At 60.7% G+C, this 21,011-nt stretch carries 23 protein-coding genes; 6 read left to right on the top strand and 17 right to left on the bottom strand.

The genetic code is table 11. The features are described from left to right. Window positions 1–2 precede the first annotated feature (2 nt). Genes EXW71_RS16145 through EXW71_RS16130 form a run of 4 tightly spaced genes read right to left on the bottom strand, consistent with a single transcriptional unit; the run spans window position 3 to window position 2,618 of the window. Window positions 3–563, bottom strand: coding sequence for a DUF6162 family protein (locus tag EXW71_RS16145; protein ID WP_134659998.1), 561 nt, complete (start codon window positions 561–563; stop codon window positions 3–5). After that, the gene (locus EXW71_RS16140; protein ID WP_123714368.1) at window positions 560–883 is read right to left on the bottom strand and encodes a hypothetical protein; all 324 of its coding nucleotides are present in this window, start codon (window positions 881–883) and stop codon (window positions 560–562) included. Before EXW71_RS16140 ends, EXW71_RS16145 begins: the two co-directional genes overlap by 4 nt. Further along, window positions 880–1,419 carry a thiamine pyrophosphate-binding protein gene (locus EXW71_RS16135; protein WP_134659999.1) on the bottom strand — a complete coding sequence of 180 codons (540 nt, stop codon included), beginning with the start codon at window positions 1,417–1,419 and terminating at the stop codon, window positions 880–882. The genes EXW71_RS16140 and EXW71_RS16135 overlap by 4 nt, the downstream gene beginning before the upstream one ends. After that, window positions 1,419–2,618: a PepSY domain-containing protein gene (locus EXW71_RS16130; protein ID WP_134660000.1), complete on the bottom strand. Its 1,200-nt coding sequence runs from the start codon at window positions 2,616–2,618 to the stop codon at window positions 1,419–1,421. Before EXW71_RS16130 ends, EXW71_RS16135 begins: the two co-directional genes overlap by 1 nt. Before the next feature lie 272 nt (window positions 2,619–2,890). Here EXW71_RS16130 and leuC point away from each other — a divergent pair, with 272 nt between their 5' ends. Both leuC and leuD read left to right on the top strand, forming a co-directional pair. Then, window positions 2,891–4,309 carry a 3-isopropylmalate dehydratase large subunit gene (gene leuC, locus EXW71_RS16125; protein ID WP_134660001.1) on the top strand — a complete coding sequence of 473 codons (1,419 nt, stop codon included), beginning with the start codon at window positions 2,891–2,893 and terminating at the stop codon, window positions 4,307–4,309. Further along, the gene (gene leuD / locus EXW71_RS16120) at window positions 4,306–4,920 is read left to right on the top strand and encodes a 3-isopropylmalate dehydratase small subunit (protein ID WP_134660002.1); all 615 of its coding nucleotides are present in this window, start codon (window positions 4,306–4,308) and stop codon (window positions 4,918–4,920) included. The genes leuC and leuD overlap by 4 nt, the downstream gene beginning before the upstream one ends. 35 nt (window positions 4,921–4,955) lie before the next feature. On the opposite strand, the gene EXW71_RS16115 is transcribed toward leuD, so the two are convergent. The 5 genes from EXW71_RS16115 to soxR form a co-directional block, all read right to left on the bottom strand. Continuing rightward, window positions 4,956–5,870 (bottom strand): LysR substrate-binding domain-containing protein, encoded by a 915-nt coding sequence (locus EXW71_RS16115; RefSeq protein ID WP_134660003.1) that lies wholly within the window; start codon window positions 5,868–5,870, stop codon window positions 4,956–4,958. Window positions 5,871–5,913: 43 nt separating this feature from the next. Beyond that, window positions 5,914–7,218 (bottom strand): dicarboxylate/amino acid:cation symporter, encoded by a 1,305-nt coding sequence (locus tag EXW71_RS16110; protein WP_134660004.1) that lies wholly within the window; start codon window positions 7,216–7,218, stop codon window positions 5,914–5,916. An 82-nt stretch (window positions 7,219–7,300) separates the two neighbouring features. Further along, complete coding sequence (locus EXW71_RS16105; RefSeq protein ID WP_134660005.1) at window positions 7,301–8,176, bottom strand: alpha/beta fold hydrolase; 876 nt, start codon at window positions 8,174–8,176, stop codon at window positions 7,301–7,303. Between the two features lie 124 nt (window positions 8,177–8,300). Continuing rightward, entirely contained in the window at window positions 8,301–8,762 is a 462-nt protein-coding gene (locus EXW71_RS16100; RefSeq protein WP_134660006.1) for a VOC family protein, read from the bottom strand. Window positions 8,763–8,924: 162 nt separating this feature from the next. Next, on the bottom strand, window positions 8,925–9,368 hold the full coding sequence (soxR, locus tag EXW71_RS16095; RefSeq protein WP_134660007.1) for a redox-sensitive transcriptional activator SoxR: 444 nt from the start codon (window positions 9,366–9,368) through the stop codon (window positions 8,925–8,927). Between the two features lie 100 nt (window positions 9,369–9,468). On the opposite strand from soxR, the gene EXW71_RS16090 reads away from it, so the two are divergent. Then, the gene (locus EXW71_RS16090; protein WP_123714377.1) at window positions 9,469–9,834 is read left to right on the top strand and encodes an antibiotic biosynthesis monooxygenase; all 366 of its coding nucleotides are present in this window, start codon (window positions 9,469–9,471) and stop codon (window positions 9,832–9,834) included. On the opposite strand, the gene EXW71_RS16085 is transcribed toward EXW71_RS16090, so the two are convergent. The 4 genes from EXW71_RS16085 to msuE are packed head-to-tail and all read right to left on the bottom strand — an operon-like array spanning window position 9,823 to window position 13,890. Next, window positions 9,823–10,926, bottom strand: a complete 1,104-nt coding sequence (locus EXW71_RS16085) for a sigma-54-dependent Fis family transcriptional regulator (RefSeq protein ID WP_134660008.1) — start codon at window positions 10,924–10,926, stop codon at window positions 9,823–9,825. The two genes, EXW71_RS16090 and EXW71_RS16085, sit on opposite strands and share 12 nt — an antisense overlap. An 11-nt stretch (window positions 10,927–10,937) precedes the next feature. After that, window positions 10,938–12,125, bottom strand: coding sequence for an acyl-CoA dehydrogenase family protein (locus EXW71_RS16080; RefSeq protein ID WP_134660009.1), 1,188 nt, complete (start codon window positions 12,123–12,125; stop codon window positions 10,938–10,940). A 52-nt stretch (window positions 12,126–12,177) separates the two neighbouring features. Next, window positions 12,178–13,317, bottom strand: coding sequence for an FMNH2-dependent alkanesulfonate monooxygenase (ssuD, locus tag EXW71_RS16075; protein WP_134660010.1), 1,140 nt, complete (start codon window positions 13,315–13,317; stop codon window positions 12,178–12,180). Between the two features lie 9 nt (window positions 13,318–13,326). Then, window positions 13,327–13,890 carry an FMN reductase gene (gene msuE, locus EXW71_RS16070; protein WP_134660011.1) on the bottom strand — a complete coding sequence of 188 codons (564 nt, stop codon included), beginning with the start codon at window positions 13,888–13,890 and terminating at the stop codon, window positions 13,327–13,329. Window positions 13,891–14,282: 392 nt separating this feature from the next. Here msuE and EXW71_RS16065 point away from each other — a divergent pair, with 392 nt between their 5' ends. The 3 genes from EXW71_RS16065 to EXW71_RS16055 all read left to right on the top strand — a co-directional run bounded on the left by EXW71_RS16065 (window position 14,283) and on the right by EXW71_RS16055 (window position 17,792). After that, window positions 14,283–14,552, top strand: coding sequence for a hypothetical protein (locus tag EXW71_RS16065; protein ID WP_123714381.1), 270 nt, complete (start codon window positions 14,283–14,285; stop codon window positions 14,550–14,552). A gap of 233 nt (window positions 14,553–14,785) precedes the next feature. Next, a complete protein-coding gene (locus EXW71_RS16060) occupies window positions 14,786–15,946 on the top strand; it encodes a cysteine desulfurase family protein (RefSeq protein WP_134660012.1) in 1,161 nt (386 codons plus the stop codon). A gap of 37 nt (window positions 15,947–15,983) precedes the next feature. Next, on the top strand, window positions 15,984–17,792 hold the full coding sequence (locus EXW71_RS16055) for an aminopeptidase P family protein (RefSeq protein ID WP_134660013.1): 1,809 nt from the start codon (window positions 15,984–15,986) through the stop codon (window positions 17,790–17,792). Between the two features lie 80 nt (window positions 17,793–17,872). On the opposite strand, the gene EXW71_RS16050 is transcribed toward EXW71_RS16055, so the two are convergent. From EXW71_RS16050 to rhtA, 4 genes are all read right to left on the bottom strand, one after another. Further along, complete coding sequence (locus EXW71_RS16050; protein ID WP_134660014.1) at window positions 17,873–18,463, bottom strand: 2-hydroxychromene-2-carboxylate isomerase; 591 nt, start codon at window positions 18,461–18,463, stop codon at window positions 17,873–17,875. 35 nt (window positions 18,464–18,498) lie between these two features. Next, complete coding sequence (locus EXW71_RS16045; RefSeq protein WP_134660015.1) at window positions 18,499–19,230, bottom strand: SDR family oxidoreductase; 732 nt, start codon at window positions 19,228–19,230, stop codon at window positions 18,499–18,501. A 111-nt stretch (window positions 19,231–19,341) separates the two neighbouring features. After that, window positions 19,342–19,623 (bottom strand): hypothetical protein, encoded by a 282-nt coding sequence (locus EXW71_RS16040; protein WP_123714386.1) that lies wholly within the window; start codon window positions 19,621–19,623, stop codon window positions 19,342–19,344. Between the two features lie 164 nt (window positions 19,624–19,787). Beyond that, entirely contained in the window at window positions 19,788–20,675 is an 888-nt protein-coding gene (rhtA, locus tag EXW71_RS16035; protein ID WP_134660016.1) for a threonine/homoserine exporter RhtA, read from the bottom strand. Window positions 20,676–21,011 lie beyond the last annotated feature (336 nt).

Here is a 21,011-nt window from a genome sequence, read left to right as displayed (position 1 = left end):
GTTCAGTGACGGTGCTGGCGGGTCACGCCGGCATCGAATTGCGTGACTACCTGCCGCCAACCGGCGGCAATCAGGGCCGGGTCGGTCAGGTCGGTAGGGGCGGCAAGATTGGCTTGACGGTTGATCCACACATCCGGCTCGGCGCCGTGCACACGCATCAACAATGAACCACTGGTGCCGGGCACCTGGCTCAAGCCCAGATAGGCTGCCGGCTCAAGCAATTGCCAGCGATGACCGCCGCGGCTGACCGAGCTGGCGTCCTGGGCAAATGGCGCAAAACCTTCTTCGGCCAGGTGTTCGGGCGTCGGCAGGGCGTTCTGCTCTTGCTGCAGCAGTTGGATTTCATCGAGGGTCACCCGCAGGTCGGCGTAGATGCCTTGTTCGGCGGCGCTCAGGTCGCGACGGGCATCCAACTGGTGGCTGGGCACTGCGGCAATCTCCTGGGTTTCGCCATGCAGGGACACCACCGTGCCGGCCACTGCGAGGATGATCAGGCACAGCAGCAACACGTAAAGGGTTTCGTGGCCGGCCCCGGCGGGGCGTACAACCTGTGTGGTACTCATTGTGGCTGGATGTCCGCTTGGTCGATTTCCACGACGTGACCGGGGCCGGCGTCAAACAGCACGTAGAACTCGGCGGAGGGCTTCTTGAAGGTCAGGGTCGAGTCCTGGCCAAGCTTGCCGGGCAGCAGGATGGTTTCGTCGTAGCCGATCACGTCCAGGGTCACGCCCGGGGCGCCGCTGCCGTCAGAAAAACCACCCGTGCACTGGATCTGCTCGCCGGGGATTTCCTTGCATTCGCACATCGGGTTGTGGGCCAGGGCCACGCTACTGAAACCGGCGCAGAGCACCAGCACTGCGTGGGATAGGCGCTTCAAAATCATGGTTTGACTCCTTGCTTGTTCAGCCAGGCAATGGTGGCAGGCGAGGCCTGGCTCAGCGGGATGGAACCCTGGTGCATGCTGCCGTCCCAGCCTTCCATGGTGATCCACAGTTCGGCGTCGGGCGGCGTGCGTTCCGGCACCGGCAACAGCGCGCCCATGCGGTAGGGCGTGCCGAAGAAGATCACCCCGGCGGCGCGCAGGCTGCGCGGTTTGCCGATGCGCAGGTAGGTGGCCTTGACCTGCTCGATGCACGTGGCGCACAGGGCGGCGTTGAACAGTTTCATCGGGCCGGCCGGGTCCGGTCGCGGGCCTTCGTTGCGAAATTCGGCGAGGGTCAGGCTCCAGGGGCCGACCTGCACGTCTGCGGCCACTCGCTCGCCGATACCGGCGTCTCCGCGAAACAGGGCCGCTTCGGAAAAGTAGCGGGGCATGAACCCCAGCGGCACGAGGATCAGCAGAATGTTGATATGGAAGCGCCATTTCAGCCAAAGGGCCCGCAGTGGCGAAGGCGGTGCGGCTGGGACGGTCTTGCTCATCAGTTGCCCTCCGTGGTTTCAGCCTGCAACGCTCGAATGGGCGCCGATCGTCGCGGGGCCTTGGCCTCGCGCCTGAGGGCATTGAGGGTGGCCAGGGCCGTGCGTTTGGTCCAGATCAGCAGGCCGCTCAACACCATCATGCTCAGCACCAGGCCGAAGAACGCCCAGATCAGTTTGATCCACAGGCCGCCGAAGTCGCCGGTATGCAGCGGGCGCATGGATTCGGTGACGAACTCCAGCGCGGTGCGGTCGGACAACTGGTGCGAGACGCCGATGTCACCGTTATAGGGATTCAACTGTGCGGTCTGGAACATCAAGGGGTACCAGCCGCGCCCGCCGATCTGCAGGTGGCTGTAGGCATTGCTGGGCAGGAACACAAAGGTGGCGTCCAGCCCCGGGATACGCTCGCCGGCAATCCTGATGGCGTCGTCCAGAGTGATCATGGGCGCCGGCACGCCGGGGGCCGACAGCGGCACTTTCTCGCGGGCAATCACTGGCACGATAGGTTCGCTGGAGATGGAAATCTGGTTGTCAGCCAGGATCGCCTGGATCAGGAACCAGGTGCCGGTGATGGAAATGACCGCAATGAACCAGATCGACCAGATCCCGCTCAGGCGGTGGAAGTCGCCCCAGAAGATCCGCGCGCCGTGGCGGATGCGCAGGGTCGGTTTGAGAAAACCCTTCCAGAAACGCTTGTACACCACCAGCCCGGTGACCAGTGAGGCCAGCAGCGGCAGGCCGAGCAGCGACACCAGGTACCAGCCCCAGCTGTAGCCGTTGGTGAACGGCACCAGCCACCAGCCATGCAGGGCGCGGGTGAATTGCTTGAAGTCGAATGACGGACTGAGGCCCTGGATTGCCCCGGAATATGGGTTGACGTAGGCCTCCACCGAGCGCCCGTCGGGGTAGGTGAGGCCGACGCTCAGGGCGAAGTGCGATTCATCCGGGCGGATGATCGACTGCACGATAACCCGGGGTTCGGCCTGTTTGATCGCGGCGATCACCTGGTCGAAGTTCAGCAGTTGGGCGTCATCCGACGGTTTGCTCGCGCGGATATCCGGGTTGGCCAGCCATACGATCTCCTGGCTGACCACCGCCAGGGTGCCGGTGACGCAGACGATCAGCACAAAGAACCAGATGGGCAATGCCAGCCAGCTGTGTACGAGAAACCAGAGTTTTGAGCGTGACTTCTTCGACATGTGAATGCGGGTCTTGAACGGAGGGGCAAAGGAGGCCCGGAAAAGGCCGGTCGTAGCTTTTGCTGACGCGACGGGCTGTATCTAAGTTAAGACGGATGAGAATGGGAAATCCCTAAGCGGGAAATGAAAGAAAATGTTTCTGGTTCGAATTTCCTGCGTATTCAAGCGCGGATTGAACACGAAACATGTTCCCAGCCATCACCCGGTTGCCATTGATGGGGCCCGGGCGCTGCGTAGGATGGGCGTATACCGTTGAGTGAGCCTTGAGAAAAATGACTGCCAGAACCCTCTACGACAAACACATCGACGCCCATACGGTGTGTGCCCTGGATGATCAGGGCCATGTCCTGCTGTATATCGACCGTCAAGTGATCAACGAATACACCAGCCCCCAGGCGTTCAGCGGTCTGCGCGAGGCCGGGCGCACCGTGTGGCGCCCGGGCACGGCGCTGGCGGTGGTCGACCACGTCAACCCCACCACGCCCAAGCGCATTGCGGCGATGCCGGATGCGGGCGGTGCGCGGCAAGTGTCTTACCTGGCGCAAAATTGCCGGGACTTCGGCATCGAGTTGCTGGACATTCTCGATAAGCGCCAGGGCATCGAACACGTTATCGCGCCGGAGCAGGGCTTTATCCTGCCGGGCATGGTGATTGCCGCCGGTGACAGCCATACCACCACCTACGGAGCGCTGGGCGCGTTCGGCTTTGGTATCGGCACCTCTGAAATCGAGCACCTGCTGGCCTCGCAGACGCTGGTCTACAAACGCCTGAAAAGCATGCGGGTGACCGTCGACGGTACGTTGGGCGCGGGCCTGACGTCCAAGGATGTGATCATGGCGTTGATCGGCAAGATCGGCGCCTCCGGCGCCAGCGGTTACGCCATTGAGTTTTGCGGTTCCACCCTCGATGCATTAAGCGTCGAAGCGCGCATGACTATCTGCAACATGGCCGTGGAGGCGGGCGCACGCGGCGCATTCATGGCGCCGGACGAAAAAGTCTTCGCCTACCTCAAAGACAAACCCCGCGCACCCAAGGGCGAATTGTGGGAACAGGCGCTGGTGAGCTGGCGCCAGCTGTATTCGGACGCCGACGCCGTGTTCGATCAGGAAGTGCAGTTGGATGCCGGCACGCTGGAACCCATGGTCACCTGGGGCACCAGCCCCGACCAGGCCGCGCCCATCGGCGCCCGCGTGCCCGACCCGCAAGACATCAGCGACCCGATCTTGCGCCAGGACATGCGCCGTGCCCTCAGCTACATGGGCCTGCAGGCCGGCATGCCGTTGAGCGATATCGTGATCAGCCATGCGTTTATCGGTTCCTGCACCAACGCCCGTATTGAAGACCTGCGCGACGCGGCCCGCGTGGTGCGTGGCAAACACGTGGCCGAGCACGTGCGGGCGATGATTGTGCCGGGCTCCACTGAAGTACGCGACCAGGCCGAAGCCGAAGGGCTGGCGGCGATTTTTATCGCGGCAGGTTTCGAATGGCGTCAGTCGGGCTGCTCGATGTGCCTGGCCATGAACGACGACGTGCTGGCCCCCGGCGACCGCTGCGCCTCCAGCACCAACCGCAATTTCGAAGGCCGCCAGGGGGCCGGCGCACGCACCCACCTGATGAGCCCGGCGATGGTCGCCGCCGCCGCCGTCACCGGCCGCCTCACCGATATACGTCACTTTGGAGATAGTCTATGAGCCTGCAACCGTTCACCCTGATCACCGGCAAGGCAGCGCCCATGCTGGCGGCAAATATCGACACCGATGTGATCATGCCCAAGCAGTTTCTCAAGGGCATCGACCGCAGCGGCCTGGACCGAGGGCTGTTTTTCGATTTGCGCTTTCTGGCGTCCGGCGAACCCAACCCTGAGTTTGTGCTCAACCAACCGGCCTGGCAGGGCGCACGCTTCATGGTCGTGGGGCCGAATTTCGGCTGCGGCTCCAGCCGTGAGCACGCCGTGTGGGGCCTGAAGCAGATGGGCATTCGTGCGCTCATCGGCAGCAGCTTTGCCGGGATTTTCTATGACAACTGCCAGCGCAACGGGGTATTGCTGATTACCCTGGAAGCTGCGGTGTTACAGAAACTCGGGCAAATCGTCAGCCATCCCGATCAGGCGCAGATCAGCGTCAACCTTGAAACCCAAGAGATCGGCTTGGCCGGCGGCCAGGTGATCCCGTTCCAGATCGACAGCCTGCGCAAGACGGCGTTGTTGCTGGGGCTGGATGCAATCGGCAGTACGTTGCAGCGCAGTGATGAGATCAAGGCTTTCGAACGCCGACACCTCGCGGCCAACCCCTGGCTCAACTGAGCTGCCACATTGTTTGGTGGGGGCACACGGCGTATTTAGATCGAAAGATCCTTGAAGTGCTCCTCTAAAAACTCTACACACGCCCTCAACTTTCCGGAGTAAGCCAACCGTGTCGGGTACACCGCCCACACGTTGGCGCTCTGGGTGTAGCCGTGCAGCACGTGCACCAGCTTGCCTTGTTCCAGCAACGGTTTCACATCCCACATCGAGCGCAGCAGCACCCCGCGCCCATCCAATGCCCACTGCAACACGATTTCGCCACTGTTGGAGGACAACGGCCCGCGTACGCGCACGCTTTCATGGCTGCCGTCGCGCTCCAGGCTCCAGATACCGAACGGGTTGTCGCGCTCCTTGAGGACCAGGCAGTCGTGTTGCTCCAGGTCACTCAAGTGTTGCGGCGTGCCTCGGCGTTCCAGGTAGGCGGGCGCGGCGCAGAGTACGCGGCGATTGCTTACCAGCCGCCGGCCGATGTGTTGGCCGGGAATGTCATCGCCGACACGAATCTCCAGGTCGAAACCTTCGCTGACGATATCCACCACGCGGTCGAATACGTCCAGGCGGACTTCCAGGTCCGGGTACTGCTCGGCCAGCAACGACAGGGCGGGGGCCACATGGTTGCGGCCAAAGCCGAAGCTGCTGCACAGATGCAGATGGCCGCGGGGGCTGCCGTGGGCGTCGGACAGCTCATCGGACAATTGCTGGAAATCTTCGAGGATGCGTACGGCCCAGCGCTGTACCCGCTCGCCGTCTTCGGTCAGGGCGATGCGGCGGCTGGTGCGGTGCAGCAGGCGGGTGGCCAGGGTGGTTTCGAGGATCTGGATGCGTTTGCTGACATACGCCGGCGACAGCCCAAGCTCATCGGCGGCAGCGGCGAAGCCGGCCTTGCGGATGACGGTCAGGAACACCCGCAGGTCTTCGGGTAGGGGCACGGTATCTTTCTTATGAGTCATCAAAAAACAGACCTGGCGGCATGAGCCGCCAGAATAGCACCGCTTACTCGGCGGCGATTTTCGCCCGTGCTGTAGCCCGGGCATGGCGGCCATGCTTGAGGGCAATCGGCGCCATCTTGTCGCGATCCAGCTCACCCTCCCAGGCAGCCACCACCAGGGCGGCGACTGCGTTGCCGATGATATTGGTCAGCGAACGGCATTCGGCCATGAAGCGGTCGACACCGAGAATCAGCACCATCGCCGCCACTGGCACGGTCGGTACCACCGCCAGGCTTGCCGCCAGCGCCACAAAGCCCGCGCCGACCACCGCGCCGGCGCCCTTGGACGTCAGCATGGCGACCGCGAGCAGGGTCAGCTGTTGTTCCAGCGGCAGGTGGATGTTGGTGGCCTGCGCCAGGAACAGCACCGCCAAGGTCATATAGATGTTGGTACCGTCCAGGTTGAAGGTGTAGCCGGTCGGCACCACGATACCCACCACACCCTTGGACGCGCCCAGGCTTTCGAGCTTCTGGATCAATTGCGGCAGCGCCGACTCCGAAGAGCTGGTGCCGAGCACGATCAACAACTCCGACTTGATATAGCCCAGCAGTTTGAAAATGCTGAACCCGGCGTAGCGGGCAATACTGCCCAGCACCACGGTGACAAAGAAAAACGCGGTGACATAGAAAGTGCCCACCAGCTTGAGCAGCGGCAGCAGCGAACCCACGCCGTATTTGCCGATGGTGAAGGCAATGGCGCCGAAGGCACCGATGGGCGCTACGCGGCTGATGATGCCCACGATGCGGAAAAATACTTCGCTGGCCTGATTGATCACGCCGACCAGTGGCCGTCCCTTTTCGCCGACCATCACCAGGCCAATGCCGAACAGCACGGAGACGAACAGCACGGGCAGGATTTCCCCCTTGGAGAATGCGTCGAAGAACGTCGTGGGGACCACGTTCAGCAGAAACCCGGTGATGCCTTCGCCATGTTCGGCCTGGCCGACAAACCCTGCGATAGCCGAGCTGTCGAGGGTCTTTACATCAATGTTGAAGCCCGCGCCCGGGTGCAACAGGTGTGCGGCCAGAATACCGATCAGCAGGGCGATGGTGGAGACGATCTCGAAGTACAGCAACGCCTTGCCACCGACCCGGCCCACCTGCTTCACGTCGTGCATGCTGGTGATGCCGCTGACCACGGTGCAGAAGATGATCGGGCCGATGATCATTTTGATCAGCTTGATAAACCCGTCGCCCAACGGCTTGAGGTCGATACCGATCTGTGGCCATACATGGCCGATCAACACGCCCAGCGCGATGGCGATGAGCACCTGCACATACAGGGTTCCCAGCAGTTTTCTGATTGTCATTGTTATTATCTCGCGGTCTTTTTTGGGCAAGCAGACCCCGTCGCAGGCGTTGGCGCGCCTGCGTGGGGGGGGGATCAGGGCTTCAGCGAAGGAAGGTCAGGACTTCGCCCAGCAATAATTCAGGCGCTTCTTCGGCGATGTAATGGCCGGCCGGCAGAGCCTTGCCGCGTACATCGGTAGCGACTTTGCGCCATTCCTTGAGCGGCTCGAAACAACGTCCGACAGTGCCTTCGGCGCCCCACATCACCAGCAATGGCAGGTTCAGGTGGTTGCCGGCGTCGATGTCGGCCTGGTCATGCTCAAGGTCGATACCGGCGGCGGCGCGGTAGTCTTCGCAAATGCCGGTGGCGCTGCCGGGCAGCTTCAGGCAGCGCAGGTATTCAGCGAAGGCTTCATCGGTGAATGGCTTGAGCCCGGCGCTGCGGCTGCCCATCACGCTGCGCAGGTACAGCTCGGGATTGCTCACGATCAGCGCTTCCGGCAGTGGCGCCGGGCGGATCAGGAAGAACCAGTGCCAGTAGGCGCGGGCGAAGGCTTCATCGGTTTGTGCGTACATCGACAGGGTGGGTGCGATGTCCAGCAGCACCATGCGCTGCACTGCCTGGGGATGGTCCAGCGCCAGGCGATGGGCGACACGGGCGCCACGATCATGGGCCAGCACCGAGAAGGTGTCGAAGCCCAACGCCTGCATCAGCTCAACGCCGTCCCGGGCCATTTCCCGTTTTGAATAGTGGGTGTGCCCTTCGTTGGCGGGCGGCTTGCTGCTGTCGCCATAACCGCGCAGGTCGGCGGCCACCACGGTGAAATGCGCGGCCAGCTGTTCGGCGACTTTGTGCCAGATCACATGGGTTTGCGGGTGCCCGTGCAGCAGGAGCAGGCCGGGACCGCTACCGCCTTTGCGGTAACTGATGTTGACGCCGTTGACGTGGCGCTGGTCTTTTTGGAATCCGGCGAACATGGAGTGACTCCTTGTGATGATTGCCTGCATCCTGGAATCACACCGCGCCCGGGGCAAGGAGGAAAACGTGGAGGGGGTGTTCATGAAGTGTGATTCAGGAGCGAGCAAGCTCGCTCCTGCGGGCTCAGCTTTGCTTGAACAGTTCTTCGGCGCGTTGGCGGATTTGCGCTTCGGTGAGGTCTTCTTTGTGCGTGGCCAGAAACCAGATATGACCGAACGGGTCTTTCAGCGTGCCGCTGCGGTCGCCATAAAACTGGTCCTTGGGTTCGGAGACTGCAATACCGCCGGCGGCGATGGCTTGTTTGTACTGCGCGTCGACATTGTTCACATATAAATGCAGGCCGACGCTGGTGTAGCCGTCACGCGGGCTACCGAAGGGACTTTCATCGCACGGCGAGCCGAGCATAATCGGCGAGTCGCCAATGCGTAGTTCAGCATGGCCAACCCTGCCATCGGGCATATCCAGACGCATGACTTGAGTGGCGTTGAATGCTTTCTTGTAGAACTCAATGGCTTCGGCGGCTTTTTCGACGCCCAGGTAGGGGGTGAGGGTATGAAAACCCTCAGGAATAGGTTTAACGCTCATCTCGTTCTCCTCAGGTGGTGGTTCAGGGAGGTACGGCTGTTTCACTATAGGCCACGCCAACCGTGGCCTGCGGTCAACCGACGAGATGTCGGCCAGGCAAGGGTGAACGGCCGATTGGCGTGGAATTGCCGACCTCCACGCCCCGCGTCCACTCTCTAAGGCTCAGGGCGTGGGCTCCAGCAATTGAGCGCCCGGGCCGCACTCACCGAGCTTGTCGTCCTGATTGCGCAGCGGGCACGCCTGCAGCGACAAACACCCGCAGCCAATACAGCCACTGAGTTTGTCCCGCAGCAGCATCAGTTTGTTGATGCGCTCATCCAGGTCCTCCCGCCACAACGCCGACAAACGTTCCCAATCCTCGGCGGTGGGCGTACGCCCGTTGGGTAAGGTTTGCAGCGCTTCGCCAATCGTCGCCAGCGGAATGCCCAGGCGTTGGGCGATCTTGATTACCACCACACGCCGCAACACATCCCTTGGGTAACGCCGTTGGTTGCCGGCATTGCGATTGCTCGTGATCAGCCCCTTGGTCTCGTAGAAGTGCAAGGCCGTGACGGCCACGCCGCTGCGGGCGGCCAACTGGCCGACGGTGAGTTCTTTGTTGAGCATGACAATCTCCGAATTCGCGCTTGACCTTGACCTAACTAGAGGTTTTACCCTGCGGGACATCTAATCGCAAGATTCTGCCTACAGAGAAAGGGGAGTGTTCATGCAGGTATCAGAGAAGAATCGCAGCTTCACTCAATTGATCGAATTTCAGATCGAACCCCGGCAACAACTCGCCCTGGTGGCGGCCTTGTCCACTCAGAGCGAGCGCCTGGCCCAGCGCCATGGCGGCTTTATCAATGCGAGTGTGCAAGTCAGTGACGATGGGCGGCGAGTGCTCAATTACCTGCAGTGGCGCTCGCGGGAAGACGGCGAGGCGGCGTTCAAGTGTTTTGAGCACGGCGAAGAGGATTTCTGGACATTGATCCGCGCCCATCAGGCCACGGCGGTGACCTTCGGTTCGTTCCAGGTGTTGCGCAGCTTCGAGCGTAGCCACGACGACGCCTTGCATTGCCGTTTAAATGGATAGGTGCAGCATCCGCTCGCCCTGTACATTTTCCCCCGGGCGGCGCTTGTTCACCGCCAGTTCGCCGATCTTGATCAGGCGTGTGCGCGTGACGTTGCGGCTCAGGCCCAGCAAGTTCGCGGTGTGTACTTGGTTGTAATGGCTGAAACGGTAGGCGGCGCGCAGCAGAGCGTCTTCGACTTTCTCATGCAGCGCGCCGGCCTGCTCCTCGAAGAGTTTTTGGAAAGCGCGTTCCAGCAGCGCGTTGGCGCTGTTGTCGGTGGCATGCTGGCTGTCGTCCTGGCGCTCGATGCGCATGTTCGACAGGCGCAAATCGTCACGCTCGATCACGCCGTTACGGCATATCAGCAGTGTGTGATGAATCACGTTCTCCAGTTCACGGATATTGCCCGGCCAACTGTAGCTCTTGAGCTTGTACTCGGCCTCGCGGCTGATGGTGATCGGGCCGTAGCCCAGGCGCTGGCTGTAGGCTTCGATGAAATGTCGGGTCAGCGGAAGGATATCTCCGGGGCGCTCGCGCAACGGGCTGAGTTCCAGGCTGACCACGTCGAGGCGATAATAGAGGTCTTCGCGGAAATGCCCGGCATTTATGGCTTTTTCCAATTGCACATTGGTCGCGGCGAGTACGCGCACGTCAATCGGAATACTCTTGCGCGAGCCCAGGCGTACGACTTCGCGCTCTTGCAGGACGCGCAACAGCTTGACCTGGATCGCCATCGGCAAATCGCCGATTTCATCTAGGAACAAGGTGCCGCCGTCGGCCTCCTCGAACCAGCCGGCCTTGGCGCTGAGAGCGCCGGTAAACGCGCCTTTTTCGTGGCCGAACAGTTCGGCTTCCACCAGGGATTCGGAGAACGCCCCGCAGTTCACCGCCACGAACGGCCGGTTGCGCCGTGCGCTGAGGTTATGGATATGCCGCGCCACCAGCTCTTTACCGGTGCCGGTCTCGCCGATAATCAACACGCTGGCTTCACTGGGGGCGACTTGCTGGATGTGGTCGAGCAGCGCCTGGGATTTGGGGTCTTCGAAGACCTGGGCCGTGGCGCGGATCGAGGTCGCGAGGGCGGGCGAGGGCGGTAGGGTTAAAAGCTGCATGGGCACCTCTCTCAGGAGTAGAACGTCGGAATCGGCAGGGACTGGTTCAATGCCCAGTCCCCCAGTTCATGGAGTTTGTAGTCCACCGGGTCGTGCAGGGTCTGGGTGCGCAGGTTGCGCCAGTGGCGGTCCAGGCGTAGCGAGGCGTGGGTCGACCGCGCGCCGGTGACTTCGAACAGGCGGCTGCACAAATCCAGGCCCTGGCGAGTGGTGGCGACCTTGGCGGTGGCAATCGCAATGGCCAATTGGCCGCGCTCGTGTTCGCTCAGACTGGGGCCTTTGGCCCAGGCCTGGTCGAGCAACTCGCCGGCGCGCTCCACCAGCAGGCGTACACCTTCCAGCGCCACCCAGAAATCGCCGTAGTGATGCAGTACGTAAGGATCCTGGCGCACGTCGTCGGCTGTGGATTTGTGCCACGACCGGGTTTCGGTGAGGGTGTAATGACGTGCTTCTTCAAAGGCGCCTTCGGCAATGCCAAGGAACATATAGGTGAAGGTCAACTGGGCGATCAGCGGGCGCAGGCAGGCGAACGGTGTGCTCAGCGGCCCGGGGTCGAGCAGCAGCTCCGACTCCTCGACGCGCACCCGCTCGAAGCTGGCGCTGCCGCTGTCGGTCTGGCGCTGGCCGATATTGTTCCAGTCATTATGCAGCGTGATGCCGCTGCGCCCGCTGGGGATGGCGGCAATCAGCAGCTTGCCCCCGGCGCTTTCATCCACCGCCGAGGCAATCAGCATTTCGGAATCGCTGGCGCCGGAGCAGAAGCTTTTCTTACCGGAGAATTCTCGCCAGCCGCCGAAATCCTTGACCACCGTGCGAGTGTCCAGAGGATTGAGGGCATTACCCCAGAACCAGCTTTTGCGCGCGGTCTGTTCGAACCAGGGTTGCCATTGGTCTGGGCGGGCAAACAGGCGCACGGTGGCGAGCATTAAATGGTGAAAGCCGAAGACATGGGCGATGGAACTGTCGACCTTGGCGAATTCGCGCACGATCCCCAGGGTTTCACTCCAGCGTGCGCCGAGGCCGCCGTATTGGGTGGGAATGCTCACTGCGAGCAAGCCGCTCTGACGCAAGGCATCACGTTCGGTTTTGGGCGTGCCGCCGCGTTCGTCTCGCTCGACAGCGGTGAGGGCGAATTCGGCGGCCAGCAACTTGGCGGTCTGCAAGGGGGAGGGCAGGACGCTGTGGGGTTTGGCTGTCACACGGTATTCCTCAATTTTTCTGCAATGAGGCGCAAAGTCGAACGCATCGTCTTCAGGCTTTGGCGGGCAATACATCGTTGGCAATCATTTCGCCAAACGGCCCCGTGAGGTTGGTGACGCCGCGCCCGGCGAGGCTGGCATAAGGTTGCGGCAGCAACGGGAATACCAATTCGGCAAAGCGATAAGCCTCTTCCAGATGCGGATAGCCAGAGAAGATGAAACTGTCGATCCCCAGGTCGGCGTATTCCTTGATGCGCTCGGCCACTTGCTGGGGGTTGCCCACTAATGCGGTCCCGGCGCCGCCGCGTACCAGGCCGACGCCGGCCCACAGGTTGGGGGCGATTTCCAGGTTGTCGCGGCGTCCGCCATGCAAGGCAGCCATGCGGCGCTGGCCTTCGGAGTCAAAGCGCGAGAAGGATTTTTGCGCGGCGGCGATGGTCTCGTCGCTGATGTGTTCGATCAGTTTGTCGGCGGCCTTCCAGGCGTCTTCTTCGGTTTCACGCACGATCACGTGCAGACGAATACCGAACTTCAGGGTACGGCCATGACGGGCGGCACGTTCCCGCACATCCGCGAGTTTTTCCGCGACGGCGGCAGGCGGCTCGCCCCAGGTCAGGTAAACGTCCACTTGCTCGGCCGCCAGGTCGTGGGCGGCGTCGGATGAGCCGCCGAAGTACAGCGGCGGATAAGGCTTCTGCACCGGTGGGTAAAGGGCCTTGGCGTTTTGCACGCGCAGGTGCTTGCCTTCAAAATCTACCGATTCGCCCTGCAACACGCGGCGCCAGATTCTGAGGAATTCGTCGGAGACTTCATAGCGTTCGCTGTGATTGAGGAAGCTGCCATCGCCTCGGTTCTCATCAGGATCGCCGCCGGTGACCACGTTGATCAGCAGGCGGCCATTGGATAGGCGATCCAGGGTGGCTGCCATGCGCGCGGAGACCGTGGGCGAGATGATGCCCGGGCGAATCGCCACCAGATAACGCAAGCGCTCGGTCAGTGGCACCAGCGCCGAGGCAATGACCCAGGAGTCTTCACACGAGCGCCCGGTAGGAATCAGCACGCCGTGGTAACCCAGGCTGTCGGCGGCCTGGGCGACTTGCTTCAGATAGTTGAGCGTGACGGGGCGAGCACCCTGGGTGGTGCCCAGGTAGTGGCCGTCGCCGTGGGTCGGTAGAAACCAGAAAACGTCCATGACCACTCCTTAGGCGATTTTCAGCAGAGAAGGAGCGTGGGCGGCGAACAAAGGCGCTGCGCGTTCTGCGGCAAGGCGGATGCGATCTTTCAACGGCTCGCTGGTGATGTGGTAGTCGGTGAAGTCTGCTTCGGTGGCGTACACGCCAATCGGCAGAGTCAACGCCTGGAAGAAGCTGAACAACGGGCGTAGTTGGTGATCGAGGACCAGTGCGTGACGTTCACTGCCGCCAGTGGCGGCGAGCAGGATGGGCGTGTTGATCAGCGCATTGAGGCCGACCAGATCGAACAGGTGCTTGAGCAATCCCGGATAGGAGCCGCGATAGACCGGCGCGGCGACGATCAGCAGGTCGGCCTGTTCGATGGCCAACAGTTGGGATTCGACCTCGGCCGGCAATTCATCACGCGACAGCGCACCGCCTAACGGTCGGGCAATGTCGCCCAGTTCAATCAGGGTGGTCTGGATCGGCAGCAAAGTGGCGAGTTCGTCCAGCAGGGCTCGTGTCAGCACCAGGGTACGGGACGGACGCCAGGTTCCACCGGACAGGGCGACGACATTCAGGGGACGGGTCATGAGCAAGTTCCTTTTTCAACGAGGTTCGGGGCAGTGCGATGGTTTGAGCAAGAGCTGTACCAACGGCTGCAAGCCTTGAGGAGCAAGGGCTGCGGCCACGCTGCTGAAAACGAAACTGTTGTGTGCCTGATGTTTTGTTGAATGGCTGTTGCCTGGGCAACAGTTGCCTGGCGAACAGTTTGGTGACGCTGTGCAGTCATTTATAGAGGGTGTTTGTTATTCCGTAAACGAACGTATTTCCATATTTATATAGCTATATTGAATAATCTACGCATGCTATCGAAGGTGTCTGAATGGCTGATAGCGACTATCACGGGCGATGATTTTTAACCGTGCAAGGGCGGGAGTAGCCTGTGTTCATCGACTTGAAACCTCTTCCCAGGACCTCCGCCATGAACCGTTTACTCGCTGTTTGCTTATTGGTTGTCAGCTCCGTGCTCGCCGGTTGTGCGACTCATCCTTCGCCTGAGCTGCGCCCGTACACTGCCGAGGAGAGCAAGGAGTTGGCCTTGGAAGCACTGAGCCGTCGCGGCCTGTCGTTTGATGAATATCAACAGCAGCGTGCCGCTTTGACTGGCCAACCACAGAAGCCCTTCGGCTTTGACCGCCAGGGCGAAATGAATGCCGAGCGCGCCGTGACCCTGCATGGTCGTCCCAGTTGAGCCCGCGCCCAGTGGCAAAAAGCCCGAGGTTTCCCACAAGGAACCTCGGGCTTTTTGTTTGCCATGACGTCACTTCAGCCTGTTAAGCTGGATTTCAGGAGCGTTCCTACGCACATTTGCCTACAGTGATCCTTCTTCAATGGCATTCGATCGGTTAAACCTGACGACCTCTGTTCCCATCGATGCCCCTGAGACGTTGTTCTCGGGAACACGCTCTGCGAGTCTTTAACGTCATGAATAAACGTCCGTTGTATTTCGACTACGCCGCTACCACGCCGGTGGATGAGCGGGTTATCCAGGTGATGGTCGAGTGTCTGGGTTTCCATGCCAATTTCGGCAATCCGGCGTCCAGTTCCCATGCGTTCGGCCAGGCGGCCCGGCGAACGGTTGAACTGGCGCGTGGCCAAGTGGCTGATTTGGTCGGTGCCAGCCCTGAGCAGATCGTCTGGACCTCCGGTGCCACCGAATCCAACAACCTCGCGATCAAGGGCGTGGCCCAGGCGCGCGGCGTGGCGGGTGGGCATATCATTACCAGCCAGATCGAGCACAAGGCTACGCTGGACACCGCGCGGCAGTTGCAGGAAGCCGGGGTGGCCGTGACCTACCTGGTGCCGGATGCAGAGGGCTTGATCAGCGCCGATGCAGTGAGTGAAGCGCTACGCGAGGACACCTTTCTGGTGTCGCTGATGCTGGTAAACAATGAACTGGGCACCATGAACGACATTCCAGCCATCGGCGCGCGCGTCCGTGAACATGGCGCGCTGTTGCATGTGGATGCGGCGCAGGGCGCCGGTAAGGTCGCCATTGACCTGGCTGATTGGCCGGTGGACCTGATGTCGTTTTCCGCGCACAAACTCTACGGCCCTAAAGGTATCGGCGCGTTGTATGTCGGCCCGCGTGCGCAGCAGAAAGTGTTGGCGCAGATTCACGGCGGTGGCCACGAGGGTGGCTTGCGCTCCGGCACGCTGGCGACTCACCAGATTGCGGGGATGGGGGCGGCGTTCGCGTTGGCTGCGCAGTCCTTTGTTGAAGAAAAAAACCTGATCGTCGCGTTGCGTCAGCGTCTGCTCGACCAATTGGCATCTGTTGCAGGCGTGCGCCTCAATGGCAGCCCGACACAGCGCATTCCCCATACACTCAGCCTTACCTTCACTGAAGGGGAGTTCAACCCAGGTGCATTGAGTGCGGGCATCGCATTTTCGGCAACCTCGGCATGCAATTCGGCAAGCAATGCGCCCTCTCACGTGCTCCTGGCGCTGGGCCATGACGCTCGCAGCGCCGGTCGCACGATTCGCTTGAGCCTGGGGCGGTTCACCACCGAGCAGGATATCGACGCGGCCGTGCAACTGATTAAGGCAGCCCTTGCCAGCGCACCCGCGTTTTGGGCGGTTTGATTCACATAACAATTATTAGTGGTTAGCAGGAGACACAATGAGTACGCAGCCTTTGACCCATGGAACGGTTCCCCAGCGCCTGGCGCATACCCGTGAACTGATGAGCCGCGAGGGCATTCATGCTTTGCTGGTGCCGTCGGCTGACCCGCACTTGTCCGAATACTTGCCGGGTTACTGGCAGGGGCGCCAATGGCTGTCCGGCTTCCATGGTTCGGTGGGAACATTGATTGTCACGGCGGATTTTGCCGGTGTCTGGGCCGATAGCCGGTATTGGGAACAGGCGACCAAGGAGCTCAAGGGCAGTGGCATTGAACTGGTGAAGTTGCAGCCAGGCCAACCCGGCCCATTGGAATGGCTCGCCGAGCAGACCCCGGAAGGCGGTGTGGTGGCGGTGGATGGCGCGGTTATGGCCGTGGCCTCGGCGCGGACGTTGAGCGCAAAGCTGGCAGAGCGGGGCGCGCGCTTGCGCACGGATATAGACCTTCTGAATGAAGTCTGGAAAGACCGCCCAGCGCTGCCGAACCAGCCGCTCTACCCCCACTTGCCGCCGCAAGCCACCGTCAGCCGTGGCGAAAAACTCGCGGCGCTTCGCGCCAGCTTGAAGGAAAAGGGTGCCGATTGGCATTTCATCGCCACCCTGGATGACATCGCTTGGTTATTCAACCTGCGCGGCGGCGATGTGTCGTTTAACCCGGTATTTGTGTCTTTTGCCTTGATCAACCAAGTGCAGGCCACATTGTTTGTTGCGCTGGACAAGGTCGATGACGAGCTGCGTGCGGTACTGGCGCAGGATGGCGTGACGCTGCGCGACTACAGCGAAGTGTCGCAAGCGCTGCGTGCCGTGCCGTCGGGGGCAAGCCTGCTCATTGATCCGGCGCGCGTGACCGCCGGTTTGCTGGAAAACCTCGATGCTGGCGTCAAGCTGGTGGAGGGTCTGAACCCGACCACCTTGGCCAAGTCTCGCAAGAGCCTGGCCGACGCGGAGCATATCCGCCGAGCCATGGAGCAGGACGGCGCTGCACTGTGCGAATTCTTCGCCTGGCTCGATAGCGCACTGGGTCGCGAACGTATTACCGAGTTGACCATTGATGAACACCTGACGGCTGCGCGCACCCGCCGTCCGGATTATGTGTCGCTCAGCTTTAACACCATCGCTGCATTCAATGGCAATGGCGCCATGCCCCATTACCATGCGACCGAAGAGGAGCATGCAGTCATTGAAGGTGATGGCCTGCTGCTGATCGATTCGGGCGGCCAGTACCTGGGCGGCACCACGGACATCACGCGAATGGTCCCGATCGGCACGCCGAGCGATGAGCAGAAGCGTGATTGCACGCGCGTGCTCAAGGGCGTGATCGCCTTGTCGCGGGCGCACTTTCCCAAGGGCATTCTGTCGCCATTGCTGGATGCGATCGCGCGTGCGCCGATCTGGGCCGAGGGTGTGGACTACGGTCACGGCACGGGGCACGGCGTAGGGTATTTCCTGAATGTGCATGAAGGCCCGCAAGTGATCGCCTACCAAGCCGCCACTGCACCGCAAACGGCTATGCAGCCGGGCATGATTACTTCGATCGAGCCGGGTACTTATCGACCAGGTCGTTGGGGCGTGCGCATCGAGAATCTGGTGTTGAACCGTGAAGCGGGCAAGACTGAGTTTGGTGAGTTCCTCAAGTTTGAAACCCTGACCTTATGCCCGATCGACACCCGTTGCCTGGAACCGTCGTTGCTGACGGCGGACGAGCGTGAATGGTTCAACGCCTATCACGCTGAAGTGCGTGAGCGCTTGAGCCCACTGCTCAGTGGTGCCGCGTTGGAGTGGCTACGGGTACGTACAGCCGCTATTTGAGCGGCTGCGGTTCGCGGGGCTGGGTAAAGCGTCGGCGATGCAGTCGACCAACGCCTCGCCCCGAGGCTGGCGGTTGAGTTCTAGCTGAGGGCTTCGCGTACAAATTCCAGACGGTCCTGACCGAAGAACAACTGGTTGCCTACAAACATGCTGGGCGCACCGAACACGCCGCGCTGAATGGCCTGTTCGGTTTTGTTCTTGAGGGCAGCTTTAACTTCCTCATCGTTGGCCAGGGCCAGCACCTCCTCTGCATCAAAACCGTGTTCGGTGAGTACCCGCGCTACGACGGCGGGATCGCCCAAGTGCTGGCCTTCCACCCACAGAGCACGGAACAGGCAGTCAATAAAGGTCTGAAAGTGTTGGGGGTGGCGCATTTGTATGCCGGTAATTGCGCGCATCAATACCAGGGTGTTGATCGGGAAGTGCGGGTTGAACTTAAGCGGCACGTTGTAGCGCTTGGCGTATCGGGCCAGGTCATCAAGCATATAGCGACCTTTGGCGGGGACGGTAATCGGCGACGCGTTGCCCGTGGCTTTGAACACAGCACCCAGCAGCATCGGTTGATACACCAGTTGCGTAGCGGTGTCGGTGCACAGCGCGGGCAGTTGGGTGTAGGCCAGGTAGGTGGCGGGGCTGCCGAGGTCAAAGAAGAACTCCAGGGTTTTACTCATGGTCGAGGCTCGCTGTTTGTAGTTATGGGGCGTGCTTACCAGGGTTCATTCCAGGGGCGCAGGTCCAGTTCGAACGTCCAGGCATCCCTTGGTTGGCTGTGCAGGTACCAATAATTGTCGGCGATGTGCTCAGGGTTGAGGATGCCGTCCTGATCTTTAAGCGCGTACTTCTGTGGGAAATTCTCGCGAATGAAGTCAGTGTCGATAGCACCATCTACTACGACGTGGGCAACATGGATATTCCTGGGGCCCAGTTCACGCGCCATACTCTGCGCGAGCGCCCGGATGCCGTGCTTGGCGCCGGCGAATGCGGCAAACCCGGCGCCTCCGCGCAAACCGGCGGTAGCTCCGGTGAACAGGATCGTGCCGCGGTTGCGGGTCACCATGCGCTTGGCCACTTCGCGGGCATTCAGGAAGCCGGAGAAGCACGCCATCTCCCAGATCTTGAAGTACTTGCGCGCGGTTTCTTCCAGGATACTGCAAGGCACGTTGGCGCCGATGTTGAAGACGAACGCTTCGATAGGCCCCAGCTCGGTTTCGATCTGTTCGACCAGTGCGATAACGTCTTCTTCCTTGCGCGCATCGCAGGCAAAGCCGTGGGCTTCACCGCCCGTGGAGCGGATGCTGTCTACCAGAGGCTGTAGTTTGTCGGCGCTTCGACGGGTGACGCAGGCCACGTAGCCTTCTTTGGCGAAGCGTTTGGCAATGGCGCCGCCAGTGGCGTCGCCGGCGCCTACTACCAATACGATTTTCTTGTTGTGCGTCATGAGAACTCCGTTGGCTCAAGGGGGCGAGCAGGAGTTTAGACGCAGCGTGCGAAGGGGCAGGGTCGTGACAGGAATTTAATAAGAGCAGTCGACGTGGGACTGCTCGGGGCGTTACTTGCAGATCACAATCATGCTACGGCTGGTATAGCCGGCCGGGTTGATTCCGAAGGGATAATCCCCCGGCTCTTCGGAGTTGTCACCGGATTTGGCAATGATCCGATAGCCCTTGGCGCCGCATGAATTGGATGCACTGGTGTAGCACTGGTCCCAGGAGGAGGACAGGCCGGAACAGTTGATATGCAGCCCTTTTTTGCCCCGTTTCACTTCTGTCTTGGTGGTCGCAGCACAGCCAGCTATGCCGACGATCACTAACAGTATCAAAATTCGTTTCATTCCTATCCTTATAGCCGCTTCGAAAAAGGCTCGATGCAGGCTTTACTCGCTCTCGATTGTAGCGTTCAGGCTGTCCTTGTCGAAATTCTCCATAGATGACATTTGTTTGCCGGCTAAACATGGCCTAAATGAACGGTAAATACCAGAGCTACCTTTTGAGCGGATCAATCGGCCGGCACCAACGGTTTGGAGTCGTTGCGCATCGTCAACGTGGCGCCTACGGAAGCCAGGATGATGCAACTGATGGCAAGCCATTGCGCCAGGGACAAGTGCTCATGCAGGAAGAACAGGCCGGAAAGTGCACCGAAAGCGGGTTCGATGCTCATCAGGGTACCGAAGGTGCGGGCGGGAAGGCGCGTGAGCGCGACCATTTCCAAGGTATAAGGCAAGGCGGTGGATAGGATTGCGACGCCGAGGGCGACAGGAATCAACGCCGGTGTCAGTAGCGCGGTGCCTGCGTGGACAATACCGATCGGCGCAACGAACAGTGCGGCAATCATTACACCAAGGGCTGCGGTTTGGACGCCGTTATCGTTACCCGCCTTCTGGCCAAACAAAATGTACAGCGCCCAGCAGATACCGGCGCCCAGTGCATAGGCTGCACCGGTCAGGTCGATGCCGCTGCTGGCCTCACTCGTTGGGATCAATAGTAGAAGGCCGGTGATCGCGAGGCCGATCCATAGAAAGTCCACCGCTCGGCGAGATGCGTAGATAGCTACAGCGAGCGGACCCGTAAATTCGAGGGCCACTGCAATGCCCAGGGGGACGGTGCGCAAGGACATATAGAAGAGGAAGTTCATGCCGCCCAATGCCATCCCGTAAATGATGACAGTACGCAGAGACTTGGCCGTCAGCTTGGCACGCCATGGGCGTAATAGAAGCAGCATGATCACACTGGCGAAAATCAGACGCAGGGTGGTTGTGCCTTGCGCGCCGACGATAGGGAACATGCTTTTTGCCAACGATGCACCGGACTGAATGGAGGCCATGGCGATCAACAGCAGGCCGACAGGAAACAATGCCGAGGCCAGGCTGCGGTGTGAGGTGGTCATTGGGTGTTTGTCCGAGGTCTTGGTAGATAGGCAGAAGGCGCTATGATGCTTAACTGTTTGCTGTTGGGCAATATATTGCTCAAATTTGCCTGGCTCTCTATAGAACGGAATGGGCGTTCGAGCTGTTTTATAGTTAAGTTAAATTAAGTGTTGACGGCGAATTATATCTGTCTATAATTCGCCCCACTTCCGGCGCAGTCGAAACTGAAAACTCCTTGGTAAACAAGAAGTTACGCAGAATTAGGCAGCGAACGGCTTCAGTTCATCGAAGCCCCGAAGGAGTTGGTAGGGCAAGGTTGTTTGGCTCTATTAACGGTTCGATCTTCTCGGTCGAAA

Origin of the sequence: Pseudomonas sp. BCA17 (assembly GCF_004519405.1) — a bacterium.
Taxonomy (GTDB): Bacteria; Pseudomonadota; Gammaproteobacteria; order Pseudomonadales; family Pseudomonadaceae; genus Aquipseudomonas.
Note: the sequence above shows the minus strand (reverse complement) of the source record. Positions and strands in the feature narration are given on the sequence as shown.

Excerpts from the sequence above, each read along its gene's own strand:
- EXW71_RS16145 (WP_134659998.1), bottom strand. The coding sequence starts at position 563 with ATGAGTACCACACAGGTTGTACGCCCCGCCGGGGCCGGCCACGAAACC.
- EXW71_RS16140 (WP_123714368.1), bottom strand. The coding sequence starts at position 883 with ATGATTTTGAAGCGCCTATCCCACGCAGTGCTGGTGCTCTGCGCCGGT.
- EXW71_RS16135 (WP_134659999.1), bottom strand. The coding sequence starts at position 1,419 with ATGAGCAAGACCGTCCCAGCCGCACCGCCTTCGCCACTGCGGGCCCTT.
- EXW71_RS16130 (WP_134660000.1), bottom strand. The coding sequence starts at position 2,618 with ATGTCGAAGAAGTCACGCTCAAAACTCTGGTTTCTCGTACACAGCTGG.
- leuC (WP_134660001.1), top strand. The coding sequence starts at position 2,891 with ATGACTGCCAGAACCCTCTACGACAAACACATCGACGCCCATACGGTG.
- leuD (WP_134660002.1), top strand. The coding sequence starts at position 4,306 with ATGAGCCTGCAACCGTTCACCCTGATCACCGGCAAGGCAGCGCCCATG.
- EXW71_RS16115 (WP_134660003.1), bottom strand. The coding sequence starts at position 5,870 with ATGACTCATAAGAAAGATACCGTGCCCCTACCCGAAGACCTGCGGGTG.
- EXW71_RS16110 (WP_134660004.1), bottom strand. The coding sequence starts at position 7,218 with ATGACAATCAGAAAACTGCTGGGAACCCTGTATGTGCAGGTGCTCATC.
- EXW71_RS16105 (WP_134660005.1), bottom strand. The coding sequence starts at position 8,176 with ATGTTCGCCGGATTCCAAAAAGACCAGCGCCACGTCAACGGCGTCAAC.
- EXW71_RS16100 (WP_134660006.1), bottom strand. The coding sequence starts at position 8,762 with ATGAGCGTTAAACCTATTCCTGAGGGTTTTCATACCCTCACCCCCTAC.
- soxR (WP_134660007.1), bottom strand. The coding sequence starts at position 9,368 with ATGCTCAACAAAGAACTCACCGTCGGCCAGTTGGCCGCCCGCAGCGGC.
- EXW71_RS16090 (WP_123714377.1), top strand. The coding sequence starts at position 9,469 with ATGCAGGTATCAGAGAAGAATCGCAGCTTCACTCAATTGATCGAATTT.
- EXW71_RS16085 (WP_134660008.1), bottom strand. The coding sequence starts at position 10,926 with ATGCAGCTTTTAACCCTACCGCCCTCGCCCGCCCTCGCGACCTCGATC.
- ssuD (WP_134660010.1), bottom strand. The coding sequence starts at position 13,317 with ATGGACGTTTTCTGGTTTCTACCGACCCACGGCGACGGCCACTACCTG.
- msuE (WP_134660011.1), bottom strand. The coding sequence starts at position 13,890 with ATGACCCGTCCCCTGAATGTCGTCGCCCTGTCCGGTGGAACCTGGCGT.
- EXW71_RS16065 (WP_123714381.1), top strand. The coding sequence starts at position 14,283 with ATGAACCGTTTACTCGCTGTTTGCTTATTGGTTGTCAGCTCCGTGCTC.
- EXW71_RS16060 (WP_134660012.1), top strand. The coding sequence starts at position 14,786 with ATGAATAAACGTCCGTTGTATTTCGACTACGCCGCTACCACGCCGGTG.
- EXW71_RS16055 (WP_134660013.1), top strand. The coding sequence starts at position 15,984 with ATGAGTACGCAGCCTTTGACCCATGGAACGGTTCCCCAGCGCCTGGCG.
- EXW71_RS16050 (WP_134660014.1), bottom strand. The coding sequence starts at position 18,463 with ATGAGTAAAACCCTGGAGTTCTTCTTTGACCTCGGCAGCCCCGCCACC.
- EXW71_RS16045 (WP_134660015.1), bottom strand. The coding sequence starts at position 19,230 with ATGACGCACAACAAGAAAATCGTATTGGTAGTAGGCGCCGGCGACGCC.
- EXW71_RS16040 (WP_123714386.1), bottom strand. The coding sequence starts at position 19,623 with ATGAAACGAATTTTGATACTGTTAGTGATCGTCGGCATAGCTGGCTGT.
- rhtA (WP_134660016.1), bottom strand. The coding sequence starts at position 20,675 with ATGACCACCTCACACCGCAGCCTGGCCTCGGCATTGTTTCCTGTCGGC.